The organism is Fibrobacter sp. UWS1 (assembly GCF_002300445.1).
Taxonomy (GTDB): Bacteria; Fibrobacterota; Fibrobacteria; order Fibrobacterales; family Fibrobacteraceae; genus Hallerella; species Hallerella intestinalis.
Window position 1 is genome coordinate 415,253 of record NZ_NSGW01000001.1, and the last position, 15,685, is coordinate 430,937.

Below are 15,685 nucleotides of genomic sequence, written 5' to 3' on the forward strand. Positions count from 1 at the left end.
CCTCACAAAGGAAAAACTATTTTCTATAGGCAATGCAAAATAAAATGAAAATAATCTCTTTGTTCAGCGGTGCCGGAGGACTGGACATAGGCTTTCATGAAGCGGGCTTTCAAACAGCCGTCTTGGTAGAAAGGGACTCGGCTTGTTGCAACACTCTTCGCACAAATATGCCCGAAGTTCCTGTTATTGAAGGCGACATCAACGAAATTCCGACGGAATGTATTTTGAATGCAGGCCATTTGAAACCTCTTGAAGCAGCTCTTGTAGTTGGCGGACCTCCTTGTCAAAGTTTCAGTTTGGCCGGAAAAAGAATGGGCCTGAACGACCCTCGCGGTAAACTCGTTCTTCAATTCATCCGGGTTGTGCGTGAAGCCCTGCCCGTCGGATTTGTTATGGAAAACGTACGGGGACTTGCCAACTGGGAACACGGAAGGGCTTTGAATGCCATCATTGAAGAGGCCACTCAACCAATACAATACAAAGGCAAAACATACCAATACGAAGTCAAGTATCAAATTTTGAACGCGGCTTCTTATGGAGTCCCCCAATTTCGCGAGAGAATTTTTATTGTCGGAAACAGGCTACACATTCCATTTGTCTTTCCGGAACCTATTTATGGTTTTTCACAAAGCGAACAGACTCCAAATCTATTCGACAAAAAATTAAGGCCTTACAAAACAGTACAGGACGCCATCGGAAAACTTCCTCCAGCAACTGCTCCATCCGAAACAGCAAGGCGAGTTGCATCCTCTATTAAAGGGAGAATAGAAAAGCATGGTTATTAAAAATCACGAAGCTACAGCCCATGCGCCTTCAACCATAGAAAAAATAAAGAAAGTGGGCATCGGGGAAAAACTTGCAGACAAAGAAAAAATTTTTGGAAGTGCCTACAGAAGATTAGACCCGAACCGTCCATCGCCAACCGTCACGCGGAGCGGCTACAGGGATTTTATCCATCCTAAATACGACAGGACACTAACCGTGCGCGAATTAGCTTGTTTGCAAACTTTTCCACTGGAATGGGAATTTACAGGTGTCCGGCTAGATTCCTACAGCCACTCCCGAAATGTGGCAATGACCCAATTTGGCCAAGTCGGAAATGCGGTTCCCCCCGTTCTTGCGGAAGCTGTAGCCAAAGCCGTAAAAGAACAAATTATGAAGGAAAAATAAAATGGCAGCATTCCTTCCGTACATTTCTCGGGCTGAAGATTTTGTCACGACTCCAGAAGCAAGAAGAAACGGATTTCTTGAAATTGCTTTGCGACGAAATGCCGAATCTATTCCCTATCTCGAACAGGGAAAAGCCCTGTGGGCGAAATTAAATTCAGAAACCAATTCCTGCGACGATATTATGAATCAGGTCGATATCCGTGAAGCCCTTTTGCTTGCTTCCGGTTTATCCGTAAAAGCCCAGAGCCATTTGACTGTGGATTACACTTGAAGAATTTGTAGATAGGGTTCTACGCCCCTGCGGCAATAAATGTGTCGATGAAATTGTATATCGTTATCTTCTCGCATTAGGCGACCAACTCGGTGGAAAAATGCGTAACATCATTGGCAAAATAGCCGTAGAAAAGCTGTCCCGAAAAATTATTGCGCAATTGAGAGTTTACGGCTTTCCGTTTGAAATTCATCGAGGCGAAGGAAAATGGATGAATGGACAAAATTGCTCGCCAAACGACGAAAGTGCCGCAAAGGCGATTCGCTGGAAAAACGGAAACTATCCAAGAATGCTCATTCACAATACAAATATCCCAGGCGTTTCAAAAAATGTGGACTTTGTAGTTTTTAACCAATTCGCCGAAGCCATTGATAAAAAGCATCTGGAACCGATTTTAAAAGACTACAAGAATTACATAGTCATGGGAGAGCTGAAGGGAGGCATAGATCCTGCCGGAGCCGACGAGCATTGGAAAACGGCCAGAGCAGCTTTAGATCGTATCCGGTCTTCTTTTAAAAAAGTGTACATCGCATTTATCGGCGGAGCTATTGAAAAGGCGATGGCTGAAGAAATATACAGCCAGCTTCAAACTGGAATGCTTGACTATGCAGCCAATTTGACAAATGACAACCAGCTGTCTTCCTTTTGCGATTGGCTAGTGAACCAGTAACCGCTACACCCTTGTCCCACTATTTTGGACTCTCCCATCAAATTCAACACCTCTACAATTTTCGCTATTTGACCAATTCCGACTTTAGGATTAAATTTACAAGGAACTTTTTCCCGGAATTTGCATGAAACATTTTTTCAAGACTTTCATTCTTCTTTTCGTTCTTTTCCTGACCGGATTCACTTGGGCAAAAACCGCCGTCTGGATTTCCCTCGATGGCGACGTCGATCCGGGAATGTACGATTACGCCGCCCGCGCTATTGGCGAAGCCGTGCAGAAAAATCCCGACTACATCGTTTTTGACATCAATACTTTCGGCGGAAGACTCGATGCGGCATTCGATATTGTCGATACGATCATGGGAATCAAAAAGGCGAAAACCGTCGCGTTCGTTTCCAAAAAGGCGATTAGCGCCGGGGCTTTAATCGCCCTATCCAGCAAGGAACTCTATATGCTGCCGGGAACGACCATCGGCGACTGCGCCCCGATTGTGCAGAACAGCGACGGCACTCCGCAAATCGTCGGTGAAAAGATCCAGTCGCCCCTTCGCGCCAAATTCCGAAACCTCGCCCAAAAGAACGGCTACCCGGAACTGCTTTCCATGGCAATGGTCTCTCCGGATTTGGCGGTTTACGAATTGCAGCGCAAAGATTCCACCATCGCCGTCGAAGCATCCAAATACGAAAAGTGGAGCAAGCAGGACAAGGCTTTTTGGGGAACGCCCAAAGTTCTCGTGGACTCCGGGGAACTTTTGACCATGACCGACGAAGAAGCTGTCGCCCTGCAATTTTCCAAAGGAACTCCCGAAACCAAAGCCGCTTTTGAAAAGATGCTCGGCATTGAAAGCAGCCACGAGATTGAATCCACCTGGGGAGAAAAAATCGCCCGATTTATCGCAGGCATTTCCGGGATTCTGCTGATTCTCGGTTTCGGCGCGCTTTATATCGAATTTAAAACGCCGGGATTTGGACTCTTCGGCATTGCGGGAATCGTTTTGATTGCCACCGTTTTTCTGGGACAATACGCCAACCATCTGGGCGATTACCTTCCCGTCATTTTGCTCGTCCTCGGCATCGGGCTGTTCGTCGTTGAAATTCTGGTGTTGCCCGGAACTTTCCTTTTTGGCATTGCGGGCATCCTGTGCATGGGAATCGCCCTCGTCCTCACCTTCGATATTTCCAGTTTGCCTTCTTTCATTCCCGGCGTTTCCGAAGCCGGAGCTTCCTGGCAGCCCATTTTGCTTTATGTGGCCGCCTGCGCCCTCATCGCCGTGCTCTTCCCCATTCTCGCTTCCAAATACCTGATTCCCCTTTTGCCCGAAGGCTGGACTCCCATGCTTAAAACCGATTTGGGAAACGCCACCTCCCCCACAGAAGATATGCGGGAAATCCAAATCGGGGAACTCGGAAAAGCCGAGACTCCGCTCCGCCCGGTGGGACACGCCCGATTCAACGGCAAATCTTTTGACGTGCAAACAAGAGGCGAAATGATAAACGCAGGCGAAACCGTCTGCGTTACCGAAATAGCGGATGGAAGAATCTGGGTGGAAAAATCAGAAAATCTTCCCGTAGCCTAGCACTTCCCGAATCTGTTCCAAATGGGCGCGCGCCACAGGCCGCGCCTTTTCTGCGCCCGCGTGAAGAATTTCATCGATTCGCGTCGGATTCGCCATCAAATCGTTATACTTTTCACGAGCTTCGCCAAATGTGCGTTCCAGCACCTTGAGGAGTTCCCCTTTGGCAAAGCCCCAGCCCATACCGCCCGCGCGATAAGTTTCCGCAAGAGCCGCCGTTTCTTCGGGAGTCGCAAACAACTTATAAAGGTTGAAAACATTGCAGGTTTCCGGATCTTTCGGGGCTTCTATCGGCAGGCTGTTCGTTACGATTTTTCCGATTTTCTTTTTCAGCGCTTTCGGTTCCAAAAAAATTTCAATCGTATTGTCGTAGGACTTGCTCATTTTGCGTCCATCGAGTCCGGGTATGACATCCGTCGTTTCCTGGATGAACGGTTCCGGGATCGTAAAGACATCTTTGCCCATCTGCTTGTTGAATCGTATCGCCACGTCGCGGGCAAATTCCACATGCTGTTTCTGGTCCTTACCGACCGGGACGACATCCGCATTGAACATCAGAATGTCCGCATCCATCAAGCAGGGGTAGCAATAGAGGCCCATGTTGATGTTCGTGTCCAGGTCTTCGCCGGCAGCGCGATTCGCTTCGACTTTCGCCTTGTAAGCGTGAGCGCGGTTCATGAAACCCTTTGGCGTGAAGCAGCTCAAAGCCCAGCTCAATTCAAAAATTTCCGGGATGTCGCTCTGTTTATAAAAAAGCCCGCGTTCGGGATCGAGTCCGCAAGCCAGCCAAGTCGCTGCGACCTTGCGAATATTTTCCCGCATTTCATCTCCCTGGTGCACCGTGGTCAGCGCATGATAGTCGGCGATAAAATAAATGGTGTCGTAATCTTTAGCAAGTTCCAAAGCCGGACGGATGGCGCCCAGATAATTCCCCAAATGCGGGGTTCCTGTAGGCTTAATGCCTGTAAGTGAAATTTTTTTCATAACCGCAATTTAGAAATAATTCCATTAGACCGCAATCGGAGCTTTAATCGTCGGCCACGGGTCGTAATTTTCCAGACTGAAGTCTTCAAACCGAAAATCGAACAGGCTTTTCACGTCGGGATTCAGCTTCATGGTCGGCAAGGGGCGCGGCGTGCGCGCGAGCTGCTCCTTCGCCTGTTCAAAATGGTTGTGATACAAATGCAGGTCGCCAAAAGTATGCACAAAATCTCCCGGTTCATAGTCCAGCACCTGCGAAAGCATCAATGTGAGAAGCGCATACGAGGCGATGTTGAAAGGAACGCCCAAAAACATATCGGCACTCCGCTGATACAGCTGGCAACTGAGTTTTCGCCGACCGCTTTTTCCCACACCCCCCACGTAAAACTGGAAAAGGCAATGGCAAGGGGGAAGCGCCATCTTGTCCACTTCAGCGACATTCCAGGCGCACACGAGATGACGACGGGAATCCGGATTGTTCTTCAGCGAGTCCAATAGATTCTGAATCTGGTCTATATGCCCGCCATCCGGAGAAGGCCAACTGCGCCACTGGTGCCCGTAAACCGGACCGAGGTCCCCGTTTTCATCCGCCCATTCGTCCCAAATCGTCACCTTGTTCTCATGCAGATACCGGATATTCGTATCGCCTTTCAAAAACCACAAAAGTTCATGGATAATGCTCCGCAAATGAAGTTTTTTGGTCGTCAGGCACGGAAATCCTTGGGAAAGATCGTAACGGTTCTGCCGTCCGAAAACGGAACGCGTCCCCGTTCCCGTCCTATCGGAACGGTCCACGCCATTTTCCATAATGTCTCGTAAAAGGTCTAGGTATTGCTGCATGGGACAAAAATATAAAAGTTCTTTTCCGTGCAATGAAGCTATCTTTGCGATATGGGACTAACGCACAAGCCGCAACCATCGAAACTCGTCATGGGCTTTCTCGCCAAAGACGCCGAACTCATCGCACGAATCCGTCCGCGCCTTCGCCACATCTACGGTGAAGAGGATCTTGTTCTGGAGCCTTTCCCTTTTCGCTTTACCAACTACTATAAAGAAGAAATCGGCGAAAATCCCGTGCGCGCCTTTGTCTGCTACCAGAAACTCATCGAAAGGGAGACTATTGTCGATATCAAATTGCAGACAAACGAAATGGAGCTGGACTTTGCCAAGGAATGCGGCAGCGATGGGCTGCGCCCCGTGAATCTGGATCCGGGCTACATGACCCTCGGCCAATTTTTTTTAGCGACGACAAAAGACCAGCGGCAGCGAGTTTATATGCGAGACGGCATTTATGTGGAGCCGACTCTCTATTTTCAAGACGGGCACTTTCACCCTTTTGAATGGACCTATCGCGACTACCAAAGCGAAGAATACATCCGTTACTTAGAAAACGTCCGCAAGGAATTGCGAAAAGTCCTTTAAGGCTTGCGCTAAAAATTCATATTCAAAAGCGATTAGCGACCGGTTGAGAGTTGGAAGTTGGAAGTTGGAAGTTGGAACTGATAACTGAAGACTGACAACTGAAAACCGAGTTCGCCTCGTCTGAAAAAGAATTCCCATTTTTTAATTGTTTTCCATGCACTCCGCCGATCCATACGCACGGACGGGCTTTCCTAAATCGTCAAATTCCGTCGTGTAGCGGACCCGGAACGGAATACGATTTTCCGTTAAAGGAATCACCGCTTCCAAAGATTTGACGCCGGCGGCAATCTGGCGATGCCAATCCCGATACATATCGGCGACTTCGGCGGGGAAAAGCCCCGAACGAATAACGGGCTCCGGATAATTGCGAATCAAAGGCGGAAGCCCCAAATCGCGCATGCAGCGGAAGCAAGGGCGCATTTCCTTTTTTTCCACCCAGTATTCCCAACAGTAGATATTTGCCTGTTCGCTGGCCATGCGGAATTTGCGTTCGCTTTCCGACAGGGACTGAATTTGCAATTTTTCTTTGGTGATATTCCGGATGCTCACAAAAAATTGCCGACTGACCTCGCACTCCCCGATAAGCTGAAAAGAACTGCGGATGCAGACCTTCTCGTCGCCACAGCACGCCGACTGAAGTTCCCGCCAAGTTTCGCATTCCTGTTCGGTTTTTGTCGAAATCACCGCATCCAAAGTTTTCAAATAAAGTTCCCGATCCGCCGCCGACATCGTGCTCAAAGGATTCGAGCGGATGAGGTTCTTTTCCGACTGGTTCATTCCCATTTCGCGCAGGTATTTCTGGTTTACCCGCAAAACTTCCACTTGCCCGTCGTGATAATCGATTATGGCGGAACCGCCCACAAAATGGTTGAAAATCAGCGATTCCATCGATCCCGGATTCCAAAACCGGTTGGCATCCAAAGAGTCCAGCAATTTCATCTGCGGCACAATCGCCCCGACCGTGGCTCCGTTCAGCAATTTTTCGTAATCCTGCTCGGGCATCGGCTTGGAATACAAGTAGCCCTGCACATAGTCGCACCCGATGCTGCGCAAAAAGTCAGCCTGTTCCACCGTTTCCACGCCCTCGGCAATGACGGGAAGTTTCAACCATTTCGCCATGCGAACGACCGAACTCAAAATAATCCCGCCACGATGATCGCCAATCGCCCCGTCCGGAATAAAATTCATGTCCAATTTCAGCACGTCAAAACGAATATCCTTGAGAGCCGCCAGCGAAGAATAGCCGCTGCCAAAATCGTCCATTTCCACTTTATAATTCAAAGCATGAAACTGGTCCACGGAATTCATGACGACCTTCGCCCCATGGACAATCATCGTTTCCGTAATTTCGATATGAATAAGATTCGAAGGGATTTTGTATTTCTGGCGAATTTCTTCCAACCGCTGGATAAAATCCGGTTCTATCACATCGCAACGAGAGAGATTCACCGAGATCCGAACGACAGACAGATTTTTGTCCAGCATTTTCCGCAAAAAACGGCAGACCTGTTCAAACACATAGGCGTCCAATTCCGGAATACGCCGATTTTCTTCCAAGACAGGAATAAAATCCAACGGAGGAACGATGCCGTGTTCTGGAGAAATCCAGCGGACCAGGGCTTCCGAACCGATAAGGCGGCCCGTAGAATGGCTGAACTGCGGCTGGTAATAAACAGCAAACTCTCCCGCTTTTAGCGCTGACGGAAATTTTTCTAGAACCTCTTCCGGAGAAAAAAACATGACGACCTCACATTTACCCTTTAAAGATAAGCTTTTTTTACAAAAAAGCAAAATTCAACGAGAATTCTATTCTTGTTTTGCGGAACGCTGCAGTACATTTTGCCTAAAATCGGGAGTTAAATGCGCACAATTCGCCGCTTTCGGAGCCGATATGTAGATTTTCAGTTCCTTGGTAAAAAATCCCGTCATTTCAAATGAGGCCTTCCAGACGCTGGAATCCGGACATTCTTCCCAGGATTTTCGATTTTTTGCCTGCCATGCAAATTTTCCGCGCTTTTCAAAAAGGAAATCGTCGGATTTTGCCGGTTCATAACCGATTTGCGCCCAGGTTCCGAGCTTTTTGTTTTTCTGATAGAATTGCCGCTGCAATTGCACAAAGCGGGCGGTTTCCCGCTCCAACTCCGCCGCTTTTTCCACATTCTCCTTGGCAGGATCCCTTTGCAGAACAAAAAACGACAATAGCACTACCGTGACAAGGGTCGCCAAAGCAACCAGCGTCTTTTTGGAAAGCGAAAAAGGCGACATCGAATTGCCCGAGCCTTCCCCGGCCACACGCAAAATCCGAAAGCGAAGAAGCCTTTCGGCTATCCACGACGGGAAAATCCAAAAAACAAGGGCGGCAACTCCAAAAAGCGATGCGCTCACAAAGGCGATCGGTTTCAGACATTCGACGAGCGGCAAAAGCTCGTCCTTGACCGAAAGCAGAATGGCCATCAGCCGCTTGTCCTCTTCAAAATTGTTCAAGGCGAATTTGCCGGTGAAATTGCTGTAGCGCGCCATGGCGAGATTCACCACCTGCGACGCAAAATCGTCCACATAGGAAAGTGCAAGAAACAGAACGCCAAAAAGGATTGCCAGAGCTAGAGCCACGATTCCCAAAAGGCGCACCGTACGAATTTTGGAAAATCCCTTTTCCGTTTCGGATTTCAAAAGGTCACTTTTCGGCAAAGCTTCTTCTAGCATAAATCCTCCCAAAAAACGGAACCGCTACTTGGTCGAAAGTTCCACGGCAAGTTTCTTGGCGGTCGCAAAATCCGCCTTGCCCGAACCGAGCTTGGGCACTTGCTCCACTTTGAATGCGGCTCCCGGAATCATCATTTGCGGAATCCCCGACTTGCGAATTTCCCGCAGCAGTTCATCGGCATCCTTATCGCCGGAATAGAGCAGCACAATCCGTTCGCCCTTCACCTCATCCGGAATCGCGACAATCACATAATCCATGCCAGCAAGAAGCCCCGTATCGTTCAATTTTCCTTCGACGGCTCCCAAAGAAATCATTTCACCGCCGAGTTTCGCAAAGCGGCTGTAACGGTCCACGATAAAGACAAAGCCGTCCTTGTCCAAATAACCCTTGTCGCCCGTCTTGTACCAGCGATGACCGTCGATTTCCAGAATCACGCTCTTTGTGCGCTCCGGATCCCGGAGGTAACCTTTCATCACCTGACACCCGCCGATAAGAATCATGCCCTCTTCGCCCTGCGGCAATTCCTCGTTGGTTTCGGGATCGATGATTTTCACGCCGACTCCGGGAATCGGCATTCCGACCGACTGGAGGTTCGCCCGCGGATCCATCGTCAAAAAGTCGTCCAAAAGAACATCTTCGGAATTGAACGTGGCGACCGGAGCGGTTTCCGTGCAGCCATAGCCTTCAAAAATGTCCTTTTTGAATTTTCGGGCAAAGAGGTCGCGAATTTCCGTGCGCAATTTCTCGGCGCCGGAAAGAACCAGGCGCAAATGTTTGAGGCACATCGGGTGCACCCAGCGGTTAATGCCTACCGCGCGCAAAAAAGTCGGCGTTCCTACGAGAATGGTCACGCGGTATTCCGCACAGACCCGCGCCATCGTCTTCACATCCGTCGGCTCGGAGCAAGTGACCATGGGGATTCCCTCCAGAAGCGGCAAAAGCATCGTCACCGTCAAACCGAACGAATGGAAAATCGGCAGTTCCGCAAGCATCACGTCGTGCGGGCGAATCGAAAAGATGGAATTGGCCTGCTGCGTATTGGAAACCAGATTGCGATAGGTCAGCATCACGCCTTTCGGCATGCCTTCGGAGCCAGAACTGAAAAGAATGACCGCATTGTCCTCGGGCTTCACCGATTTGGCAAACAGGAAATGAATCAGCCGTGCGGGAAGCAGTATCGACGAAGCAATCGCCAGACCGCGGTAGAGCGGACTTACGGATTTTTCCAAATCCTCCACGCAGACCAGTTTGCAGACAGTCCCGAGTTTAAAGAAATCCTGTCCCCGGCGCTGCAATTTGTTCAAGAACGCCCAGCTCGTCAGAACCGTCTTGATTTCGGCGCGTTCCATGCACTTCAAAACGGTATCGATTCCCGACGTGTAATTCAAATTGACGCTGGTTTTCCCGACCGTCCAGATGCCGAGCAAAAGCGAAACCCCTTCCGGCGAAGGCGGCAGCATGAACCCCAGCCGTTCTTCCTTGGCCGCCATCTTCTCGATAGCGCGGGCGTAAATCAACACCTGCTGAATAAGGCCATAGCCCGTCAAGTGATTGCCCTGCGGGCTGTAAATGGAAACATGGTGGCGCACGCGGCGTTTCGCCGCTTTCAACCAGAGCGGAATAATCGTCGGGTAGTACGAAAGCGATTTCGCCCAAGCCGACATGGAAAGCTCCCGCAGGATATTGCGCAACTTGGCCGGTTCGGTTTCCAGCGGCACTTCTTTTCCAAATGCGATGGAAACAATCCGGGTCGTCTTTTCGCCGAAATTGACGCTTTCATCCGTGTAGCTGTATTTGCCTCCCCAGACCCCCTGGATGTAGAACGGAATCAGGCGCGCACTCGTGTCCTTGACCGCCGACGAATAATCGATGGAAAAACGCCCGATGTTGCAGGATTTGGCAAGCTCGCCTTCCGGAAACACGACGACGGCTTCGCCGTGCAGCAGCGCTTTTCGGATTTTCTCCATGGCGGGTTCCGGGTTGCGGCGGTTGATGCGAATTGCGCCCAAAAGTTTGAGAACCCAGCGGAAAAAGCCGTGCTCCGACTTATTTTCGTTCATCGCCAAGCGCAAAGGCCGAGGGGAAGACATCTGCAAAAGAATCCAATCGATAAAACTCGTGTGGTTGCCAATCAGCAAAACCGGACCTTCAATCGGGATGTTCTCATTGCCCGTCACCTTCAGATTGTAGCGGAACACATAGTAGGCGCGGAACATCGTCCGCAAAAGCGACTGCGGAAAACGGATGAACGCCCAGACAAACGCGCCCAGCAAAAAGAGTGAGAAAACAAAAAGGAAAGTTTCACGGTCGATGTGCGTGAATTCAAGCAGAATCGCTTCCAACCCGACGACAAAAATCAAAAAGAGCATCGTCACCATATTGGATACGGCGACGATTCGACCTGTGGAAACCGGGCGGGAGTATTGCAAAAGAAGCGAATTGAGGACCGTCCCCAGCGCCCCGAAAAAGAGGCCGAGAAAAGCGTAAAGCATTCGGATGATGACGGGATTATCGACCATCGGGATGAAGAATGCGCAGACGCTGCAGCCGAACACGGAAACGGGAATCAGCCCGACTTCGATAAACTGGTGCGAAGAGCGCGAAGCGAGATAGCCGCCAAAGACCATGCCCACAGCCGAAAAGACCAGACCGTTCCGCACCACCGCCAAGAACGCTTCGCCGGAAAGGCTTTGGGAAAGCAGAATAAAGACCTGAGCCAGTCCCCAAAAAACCGCAAGCCCGATGATAATCATGCGCGAAAGGCTGATATACCAAGTCGCATGAAAAATCCGACCCGGCGAGCGAATCTGCAAGGATTCTCTTTCTTGACCCGTTTTGGGAATGAAAAACGCCGCCACCTCGGAAAGCACCGCCACGCCGACAAAAATCCAAAGCAGATAATCGACGCCCAGCAAAGTGGCCGATTCATGATAAAGGCTTATCACCCCGACAGACGCGACCAACGCCCCGATAATCATCATGGTGAACATGTGGGCGACTCCGGTCGAGAGATGCTCGGTTCCGAACATTTCCTTGACCACGCCGTAGCGCGCGGGACTTCCCAGCGCAAACGAAGACGAAACCAGCAACACAAACCAGATGGCAACCTGCGGAAGTCCGACCGTCCACAAGACGCCGATGACTATCGATCCCGCCACATAGCCGAGCGAAGACCAGGCGATGACCTTCCCCTTGCCAAAGCGGTCCGCAAGAAAACCGGCAATCGGGAAAAAAAGCAAATAGGGCACATAGAACATCGCTTGCAGCAATGCGCTGTAAACCGGAAATTCATTCGGTTCTGCAAACGAATATTTGAGCCACTGTTCAAAAAAAAGAAAAAGCCCCATCTGCATAAAAGATGAAGCTAAAACAGTTACCAAATACGGGATCAGGCCTTTTTTTCGCATGATAATCCTTATTTTGGCGGAAATTTAGAAATTCTACGCTTTGGCAAGTTCCAGGGCGAGCTGCTTGGACGCTTTAAAGTCCGCTTTGCCCGTCCCGAGTTTGGGAACCGCGGGAACCTTGAAGGCCAGCCCGGGAACCATCAACGGCGGAATGCCCGACTTGCGAAGCGCGCGCAAGACATCCGCAGGCTCCTGTTCCGAACCCGAATAGAGCAGCACGACGCATTCGCCCTTGGCACTGTCCGGAATCGCCGTGACCATATAATCGCTGCCTTCCAGAATCTTCGTTTCGTTGATGCGGATTTCCACCGCTCCCAAAGAAATCATTTCCCCGCCGAGTTTTGCAAAACGGCTGTAGCGGTCCACAATCGTGAGGAAGCCGTCCTCGTCCAAGTGTCCCTTGTCCCCGGTGCGATACCAGCGGCGACCGTCCAGTTCCACAATCGCGCTCTTCGTATGTTCCGAATCCTTCAGATAGCCTTTCATCACCTGACAACCGCCGATGAGAATCATGCCGTCTTCGCCGACCGGCAATTCCTCGTTCGTATCGGGATCCACAATCTTGTAGAGGGTTCCGCAAAGCGGCATTCCCACCGAACCCGGCTTGTGATTCACCTGCATCGTCAGGTAATCGTCCAAAAGGATATTGTCCAAATTGACGGACGCCACCGGAGCGGTTTCCGTGCAGCCGTAACCTTCCAAAATATCCTTGCCGAACTTGAGCCGGAACGCCGTCGTGATTTCGGGACGGAGCTTTTCGGCCCCCGCGATAATCAAGCGCAGATATTTGAAGCACATCGGATGCACCCAGCGGTTTACCGTAAACGCGCGCAGGAATGTGGGCGTTCCGACAAAGGCCGTCACCCGGAATTCGGCGCAAGCGCGCGCCATCGTCTTCACATCCGTCGGGTCAGCAATCACCACGATGGGAATGCCCTCCACCAGACAGAGAAGGACGTTCACCGTAAGTCCAAACGAATGGAAAAGCGGGAGTTCGGCCAGCATCACGTCGGACTTGGTCGCATTGAAAATGCAAGAGAGCTGCTGGCAGTTCCCCACGATGTTGTAATGGGTAAGCTCCACGCCCTTTGGCGTTCCTTCCGAACCCGAGCTGAACAGGATGGCCGCCGTATCCGTAAAGCGGACTTTTTTGAAATAGAAAAATTCAATCAATTTGACGGGCAAAATGATGCCGGCAAACATGTGGAACACCATCGCCGACTTGGGAATTCCCTTGAGCACATCTTCGGCGTAAATCAGCGTGCAGACTTTGGAAAGCACGGAATAATCCGTTCCCTTTTGTTTTAGGCGTTCCAAGAAAACGCGGCTCGTAATAATCGTTTTGATTTCCGCCCGTTCGATGCACTTTGCGACGATATCCGGCGAAGACGTGTAATTCAGGTTCACGTTGATTTTTCCGCGCACCCAGCCCGCCAGGTTCGCAATGACACCACCCGCAGAAGGCGGCAGCATAATCCCGATATGCGATTCTCCCGAAAGGCGTTTTTTAAATACGCGGCTAAAGGCCAAGGTCGCGCAAAGCAGCTTGTAGCCCGAGAAGTGCGCACCGTCCGGACTGTAAATCGAAGGTCCCGAACGCACGATGCGTTTACAGGCGTAAAGCCACGACGAAGCGATCGGCTTGTAGTATTTTAGCGAGTTGCTCCAGGCATCGATAGAAATTTCCCGCACAATGTTGCGAATCTTGTTCGGTTCCGTTTCCTTGGGGAGCGCTTCGCCGAAAGCCACTGTGATAATGCGAGTCAAAGCAGGGCCAAACAAATGCACTTCGTTCGTGTAAGAGTAACGGCTCCCCCACAATCCTTGGATGTAGAACGGAACGATTACCGTTTCCGTGTCCTTGATGGCTTCGGAGTAGTCCATGCGGAAAGGCCCGATGAACGGAGACTTCGCAATTTCGCCTTCCGGGAAAAGCACCACCGCATCGCCGTTCAACAAGGCTTCATGAATTTTTTGCATCGCTTCGGCGGGATTTTTTTTATGGATCCGGATAACGCCCATGCGTTTTAAAAGCCAGCGCAAATACCACTTTTCAAAATGGTCCTTGTTGCTCGCAATCCGGAGCGGACGCGGGGTCGCCATCTGCAAAACCGCCCAATCGATAAAGCTGAAATGGTTGCCCATCAAAAGGACGGGACCTTCATCCGGCACATTCTGGAGACCCAGGACCTTCAATTTGTACGGGCTGAAAAAAGTCCGCAAAAGCGAGCGCAAAAGGGCCTGCGGCAGATGCTTGAGGGAATAGGTGAATCCCACAAAGGAAATCAGGGCGAGCGCAATAAAAAATCCCGGGAAAATCCAGCTGCGGTATTCCGGGAAATGCGTTTGCACATTGTAAAGGACAACGGATTCCAGCCCGAGGAAGGCTCCCAAAAGAACAATCTGAATCAAATTGGAAACGGCGAGAATCCGCCCCGAATTGGTCGCCGTCGTATTGAACTGAAGAAGCGCATTGAGAGTCACCAGGAACATCCCGCCGAAAGCGCCCATCAAAAAGAAAGCCACGTCGATAAAAACCTGCGAAGACAGGAACGGAACGATGGCCAGGCAGACGGACGATCCGAGCGCTCCCATCGGAACAAGGCCCGTTTCGATATAATCTTTGGAAGCCCGACCGACGATGATAGAACCGAGCAAAAGCCCGAGAATGGCAAAGAAAATCCCGTTTTTGAAAAGAGCCAGCGTTTCATTGGGAGCGGCGGTCTGCTGCTGAAAGACCATTACAAAGACCTGCACACCAATCCAGAAAATGGAAATGCCGACCATGCAAGCGCGGACCATCGGAATTTTCCAGGTGTGCGCCAAATTGCGGAAAACGGAAGAACGGCGCGCGGACGCATAGCCACGGTGCACCTGCGGAACAAAAAACGCCGCCAAAGTAGAAATGGCGCTGATTCCCATAAAGACCCACGGCCAAGCAACCGTCTTGCTCAAAAATTCTTTGACCGTCGGCGAACCGTCAAAAGCGGAATCCACCGCATCCAGACCGGGAACAAGCAACGCCGCAAGTGCCAGAGCAATCACGGAAATCACCTGCAAAACCGCATTGGCAAAACCGAGGCTCTTGGTCCCATACATTTCTTTTAAAATGCCGTATTTAGCGGGACTGTGCACGGCAAACGCCGAAGCCGTCAGGAGAGTAAAGAAAATCGCCAGATTGTAAAACTTGAGGGTGTAGAAGACGCCCGTCGCGATAAACGAAGCGGTAATGACGACCGATGTCCAAGCGAGAACCCGATTTTTAGAAAAGCGGTTCGAAAAGAAACTCGCCGGCACCACCATATAAATAAACGGGAGCAGGAAAAAAGCCTGGAAGCAGGCACTCCAGAACTGAAGCTGCGAACCGTCGTAATGCGTCGTCAAAACCTTTTGCGTAAAGACAAAATGCCCCATCACCGCAAAAGTGGTTCCAAAAATAGAGAGAAACAGGGGAAGCGTACCTTTAACATTCCACATAAGCCAATCA

12 protein-coding genes are annotated in these 15,685 nt (G+C 50.4%); 6 read left to right on the top strand and 6 right to left on the bottom strand.

Annotation, left to right across the window (positions count from 1 at the left end; genetic code table 11):
- Positions 1-44: 44 nt before the first annotated feature.
- From BGX14_RS01715 to BGX14_RS01730, 5 genes are all read left to right on the top strand, one after another.
- On the top strand, positions 45-785 hold the full coding sequence (locus tag BGX14_RS01715) for a DNA cytosine methyltransferase (RefSeq protein ID WP_198951005.1): 741 nt from the start codon (positions 45-47) through the stop codon (positions 783-785).
- Positions 775-1,170 (top strand): DNA cytosine methyltransferase, encoded by a 396-nt coding sequence (locus tag BGX14_RS01720; protein ID WP_073306271.1) that lies wholly within the window; start codon positions 775-777, stop codon positions 1,168-1,170. The genes BGX14_RS01715 and BGX14_RS01720 overlap by 11 nt, the downstream gene beginning before the upstream one ends.
- Before the next feature lies 1 nt (position 1,171).
- On the top strand, positions 1,172-1,441 hold the full coding sequence (locus tag BGX14_RS16240; protein ID WP_198951127.1) for an AvaI/BsoBI family type II restriction endonuclease: 270 nt from the start codon (positions 1,172-1,174) through the stop codon (positions 1,439-1,441).
- A 52-nt stretch (positions 1,442-1,493) separates the two neighbouring features.
- Positions 1,494-2,111, top strand: coding sequence for an AvaI/BsoBI family type II restriction endonuclease (locus BGX14_RS01725; RefSeq protein ID WP_369833015.1), 618 nt, complete (start codon positions 1,494-1,496; stop codon positions 2,109-2,111).
- Positions 2,112-2,235: 124 nt separating this feature from the next.
- Entirely contained in the window at positions 2,236-3,687 is a 1,452-nt protein-coding gene (locus BGX14_RS01730; RefSeq protein WP_073305361.1) for a nodulation protein NfeD, read from the top strand.
- Here the strand turns inward: BGX14_RS01730 and BGX14_RS01735 are convergent.
- Both BGX14_RS01735 and BGX14_RS01740 read right to left on the bottom strand, forming a co-directional pair.
- Positions 3,664-4,668, bottom strand: coding sequence for a tryptophan--tRNA ligase (locus BGX14_RS01735; protein WP_073305359.1), 1,005 nt, complete (start codon positions 4,666-4,668; stop codon positions 3,664-3,666). The two genes, BGX14_RS01730 and BGX14_RS01735, sit on opposite strands and share 24 nt — an antisense overlap.
- A 24-nt stretch (positions 4,669-4,692) precedes the next feature.
- Positions 4,693-5,505, bottom strand: coding sequence for a thymidylate synthase (locus BGX14_RS01740; protein ID WP_095878880.1), 813 nt, complete (start codon positions 5,503-5,505; stop codon positions 4,693-4,695).
- A 51-nt stretch (positions 5,506-5,556) separates the two neighbouring features.
- On the opposite strand from BGX14_RS01740, the gene BGX14_RS01745 reads away from it, so the two are divergent.
- Positions 5,557-6,087: a DUF4416 family protein gene (locus BGX14_RS01745; RefSeq protein WP_095878881.1), complete on the top strand. Its 531-nt coding sequence runs from the start codon at positions 5,557-5,559 to the stop codon at positions 6,085-6,087.
- 141 nt (positions 6,088-6,228) lie between these two features.
- On the opposite strand, the gene BGX14_RS01750 is transcribed toward BGX14_RS01745, so the two are convergent.
- The 4 genes from BGX14_RS01750 to BGX14_RS01765 all read right to left on the bottom strand — a co-directional run bounded on the left by BGX14_RS01750 (position 6,229) and on the right by BGX14_RS01765 (position 15,675).
- On the bottom strand, positions 6,229-7,827 hold the full coding sequence (locus tag BGX14_RS01750) for an EAL domain-containing protein (RefSeq protein WP_095878882.1): 1,599 nt from the start codon (positions 7,825-7,827) through the stop codon (positions 6,229-6,231).
- 66 nt (positions 7,828-7,893) lie between these two features.
- Positions 7,894-8,790: a hypothetical protein gene (locus tag BGX14_RS01755; protein WP_095878883.1), complete on the bottom strand. Its 897-nt coding sequence runs from the start codon at positions 8,788-8,790 to the stop codon at positions 7,894-7,896.
- Between the two features lie 24 nt (positions 8,791-8,814).
- Positions 8,815-12,198, bottom strand: a complete 3,384-nt coding sequence (locus BGX14_RS01760; protein WP_095878884.1) for an MFS transporter — start codon at positions 12,196-12,198, stop codon at positions 8,815-8,817.
- A 33-nt stretch (positions 12,199-12,231) separates the two neighbouring features.
- Positions 12,232-15,675: an MFS transporter gene (locus BGX14_RS01765; protein ID WP_095878885.1), complete on the bottom strand. Its 3,444-nt coding sequence runs from the start codon at positions 15,673-15,675 to the stop codon at positions 12,232-12,234.
- Between the last annotated feature and the right edge of the window lie 10 nt (positions 15,676-15,685).

What these genes read in the sequence shown, in the direction of transcription:
- BGX14_RS01720 (WP_073306271.1), top strand. Translation starts at nt 775, where the DNA reads ATGGTTATTAAAAATCACGAAGCTACAGCCCATGCGCCTTCAACCATA.
- BGX14_RS16240 (WP_198951127.1), top strand. Translation starts at nt 1,172, where the DNA reads ATGGCAGCATTCCTTCCGTACATTTCTCGGGCTGAAGATTTTGTCACG.
- BGX14_RS01755 (WP_095878883.1), bottom strand. Translation starts at nt 8,790, where the DNA reads ATGCTAGAAGAAGCTTTGCCGAAAAGTGACCTTTTGAAATCCGAAACG.
- BGX14_RS01740 (WP_095878880.1), bottom strand. Translation starts at nt 5,505, where the DNA reads ATGCAGCAATACCTAGACCTTTTACGAGACATTATGGAAAATGGCGTG.
- BGX14_RS01735 (WP_073305359.1), bottom strand. Translation starts at nt 4,668, where the DNA reads ATGAAAAAAATTTCACTTACAGGCATTAAGCCTACAGGAACCCCGCAT.
- BGX14_RS01715 (WP_198951005.1), top strand. Translation starts at nt 45, where the DNA reads ATGAAAATAATCTCTTTGTTCAGCGGTGCCGGAGGACTGGACATAGGC.
- BGX14_RS01745 (WP_095878881.1), top strand. Translation starts at nt 5,557, where the DNA reads ATGGGACTAACGCACAAGCCGCAACCATCGAAACTCGTCATGGGCTTT.
- BGX14_RS01760 (WP_095878884.1), bottom strand. Translation starts at nt 12,198, where the DNA reads ATGCGAAAAAAAGGCCTGATCCCGTATTTGGTAACTGTTTTAGCTTCA.
- BGX14_RS01765 (WP_095878885.1), bottom strand. Translation starts at nt 15,675, where the DNA reads ATGTGGAATGTTAAAGGTACGCTTCCCCTGTTTCTCTCTATTTTTGGA.
- BGX14_RS01750 (WP_095878882.1), bottom strand. Translation starts at nt 7,827, where the DNA reads ATGTTTTTTTCTCCGGAAGAGGTTCTAGAAAAATTTCCGTCAGCGCTA.
- BGX14_RS01730 (WP_073305361.1), top strand. Translation starts at nt 2,236, where the DNA reads ATGAAACATTTTTTCAAGACTTTCATTCTTCTTTTCGTTCTTTTCCTG.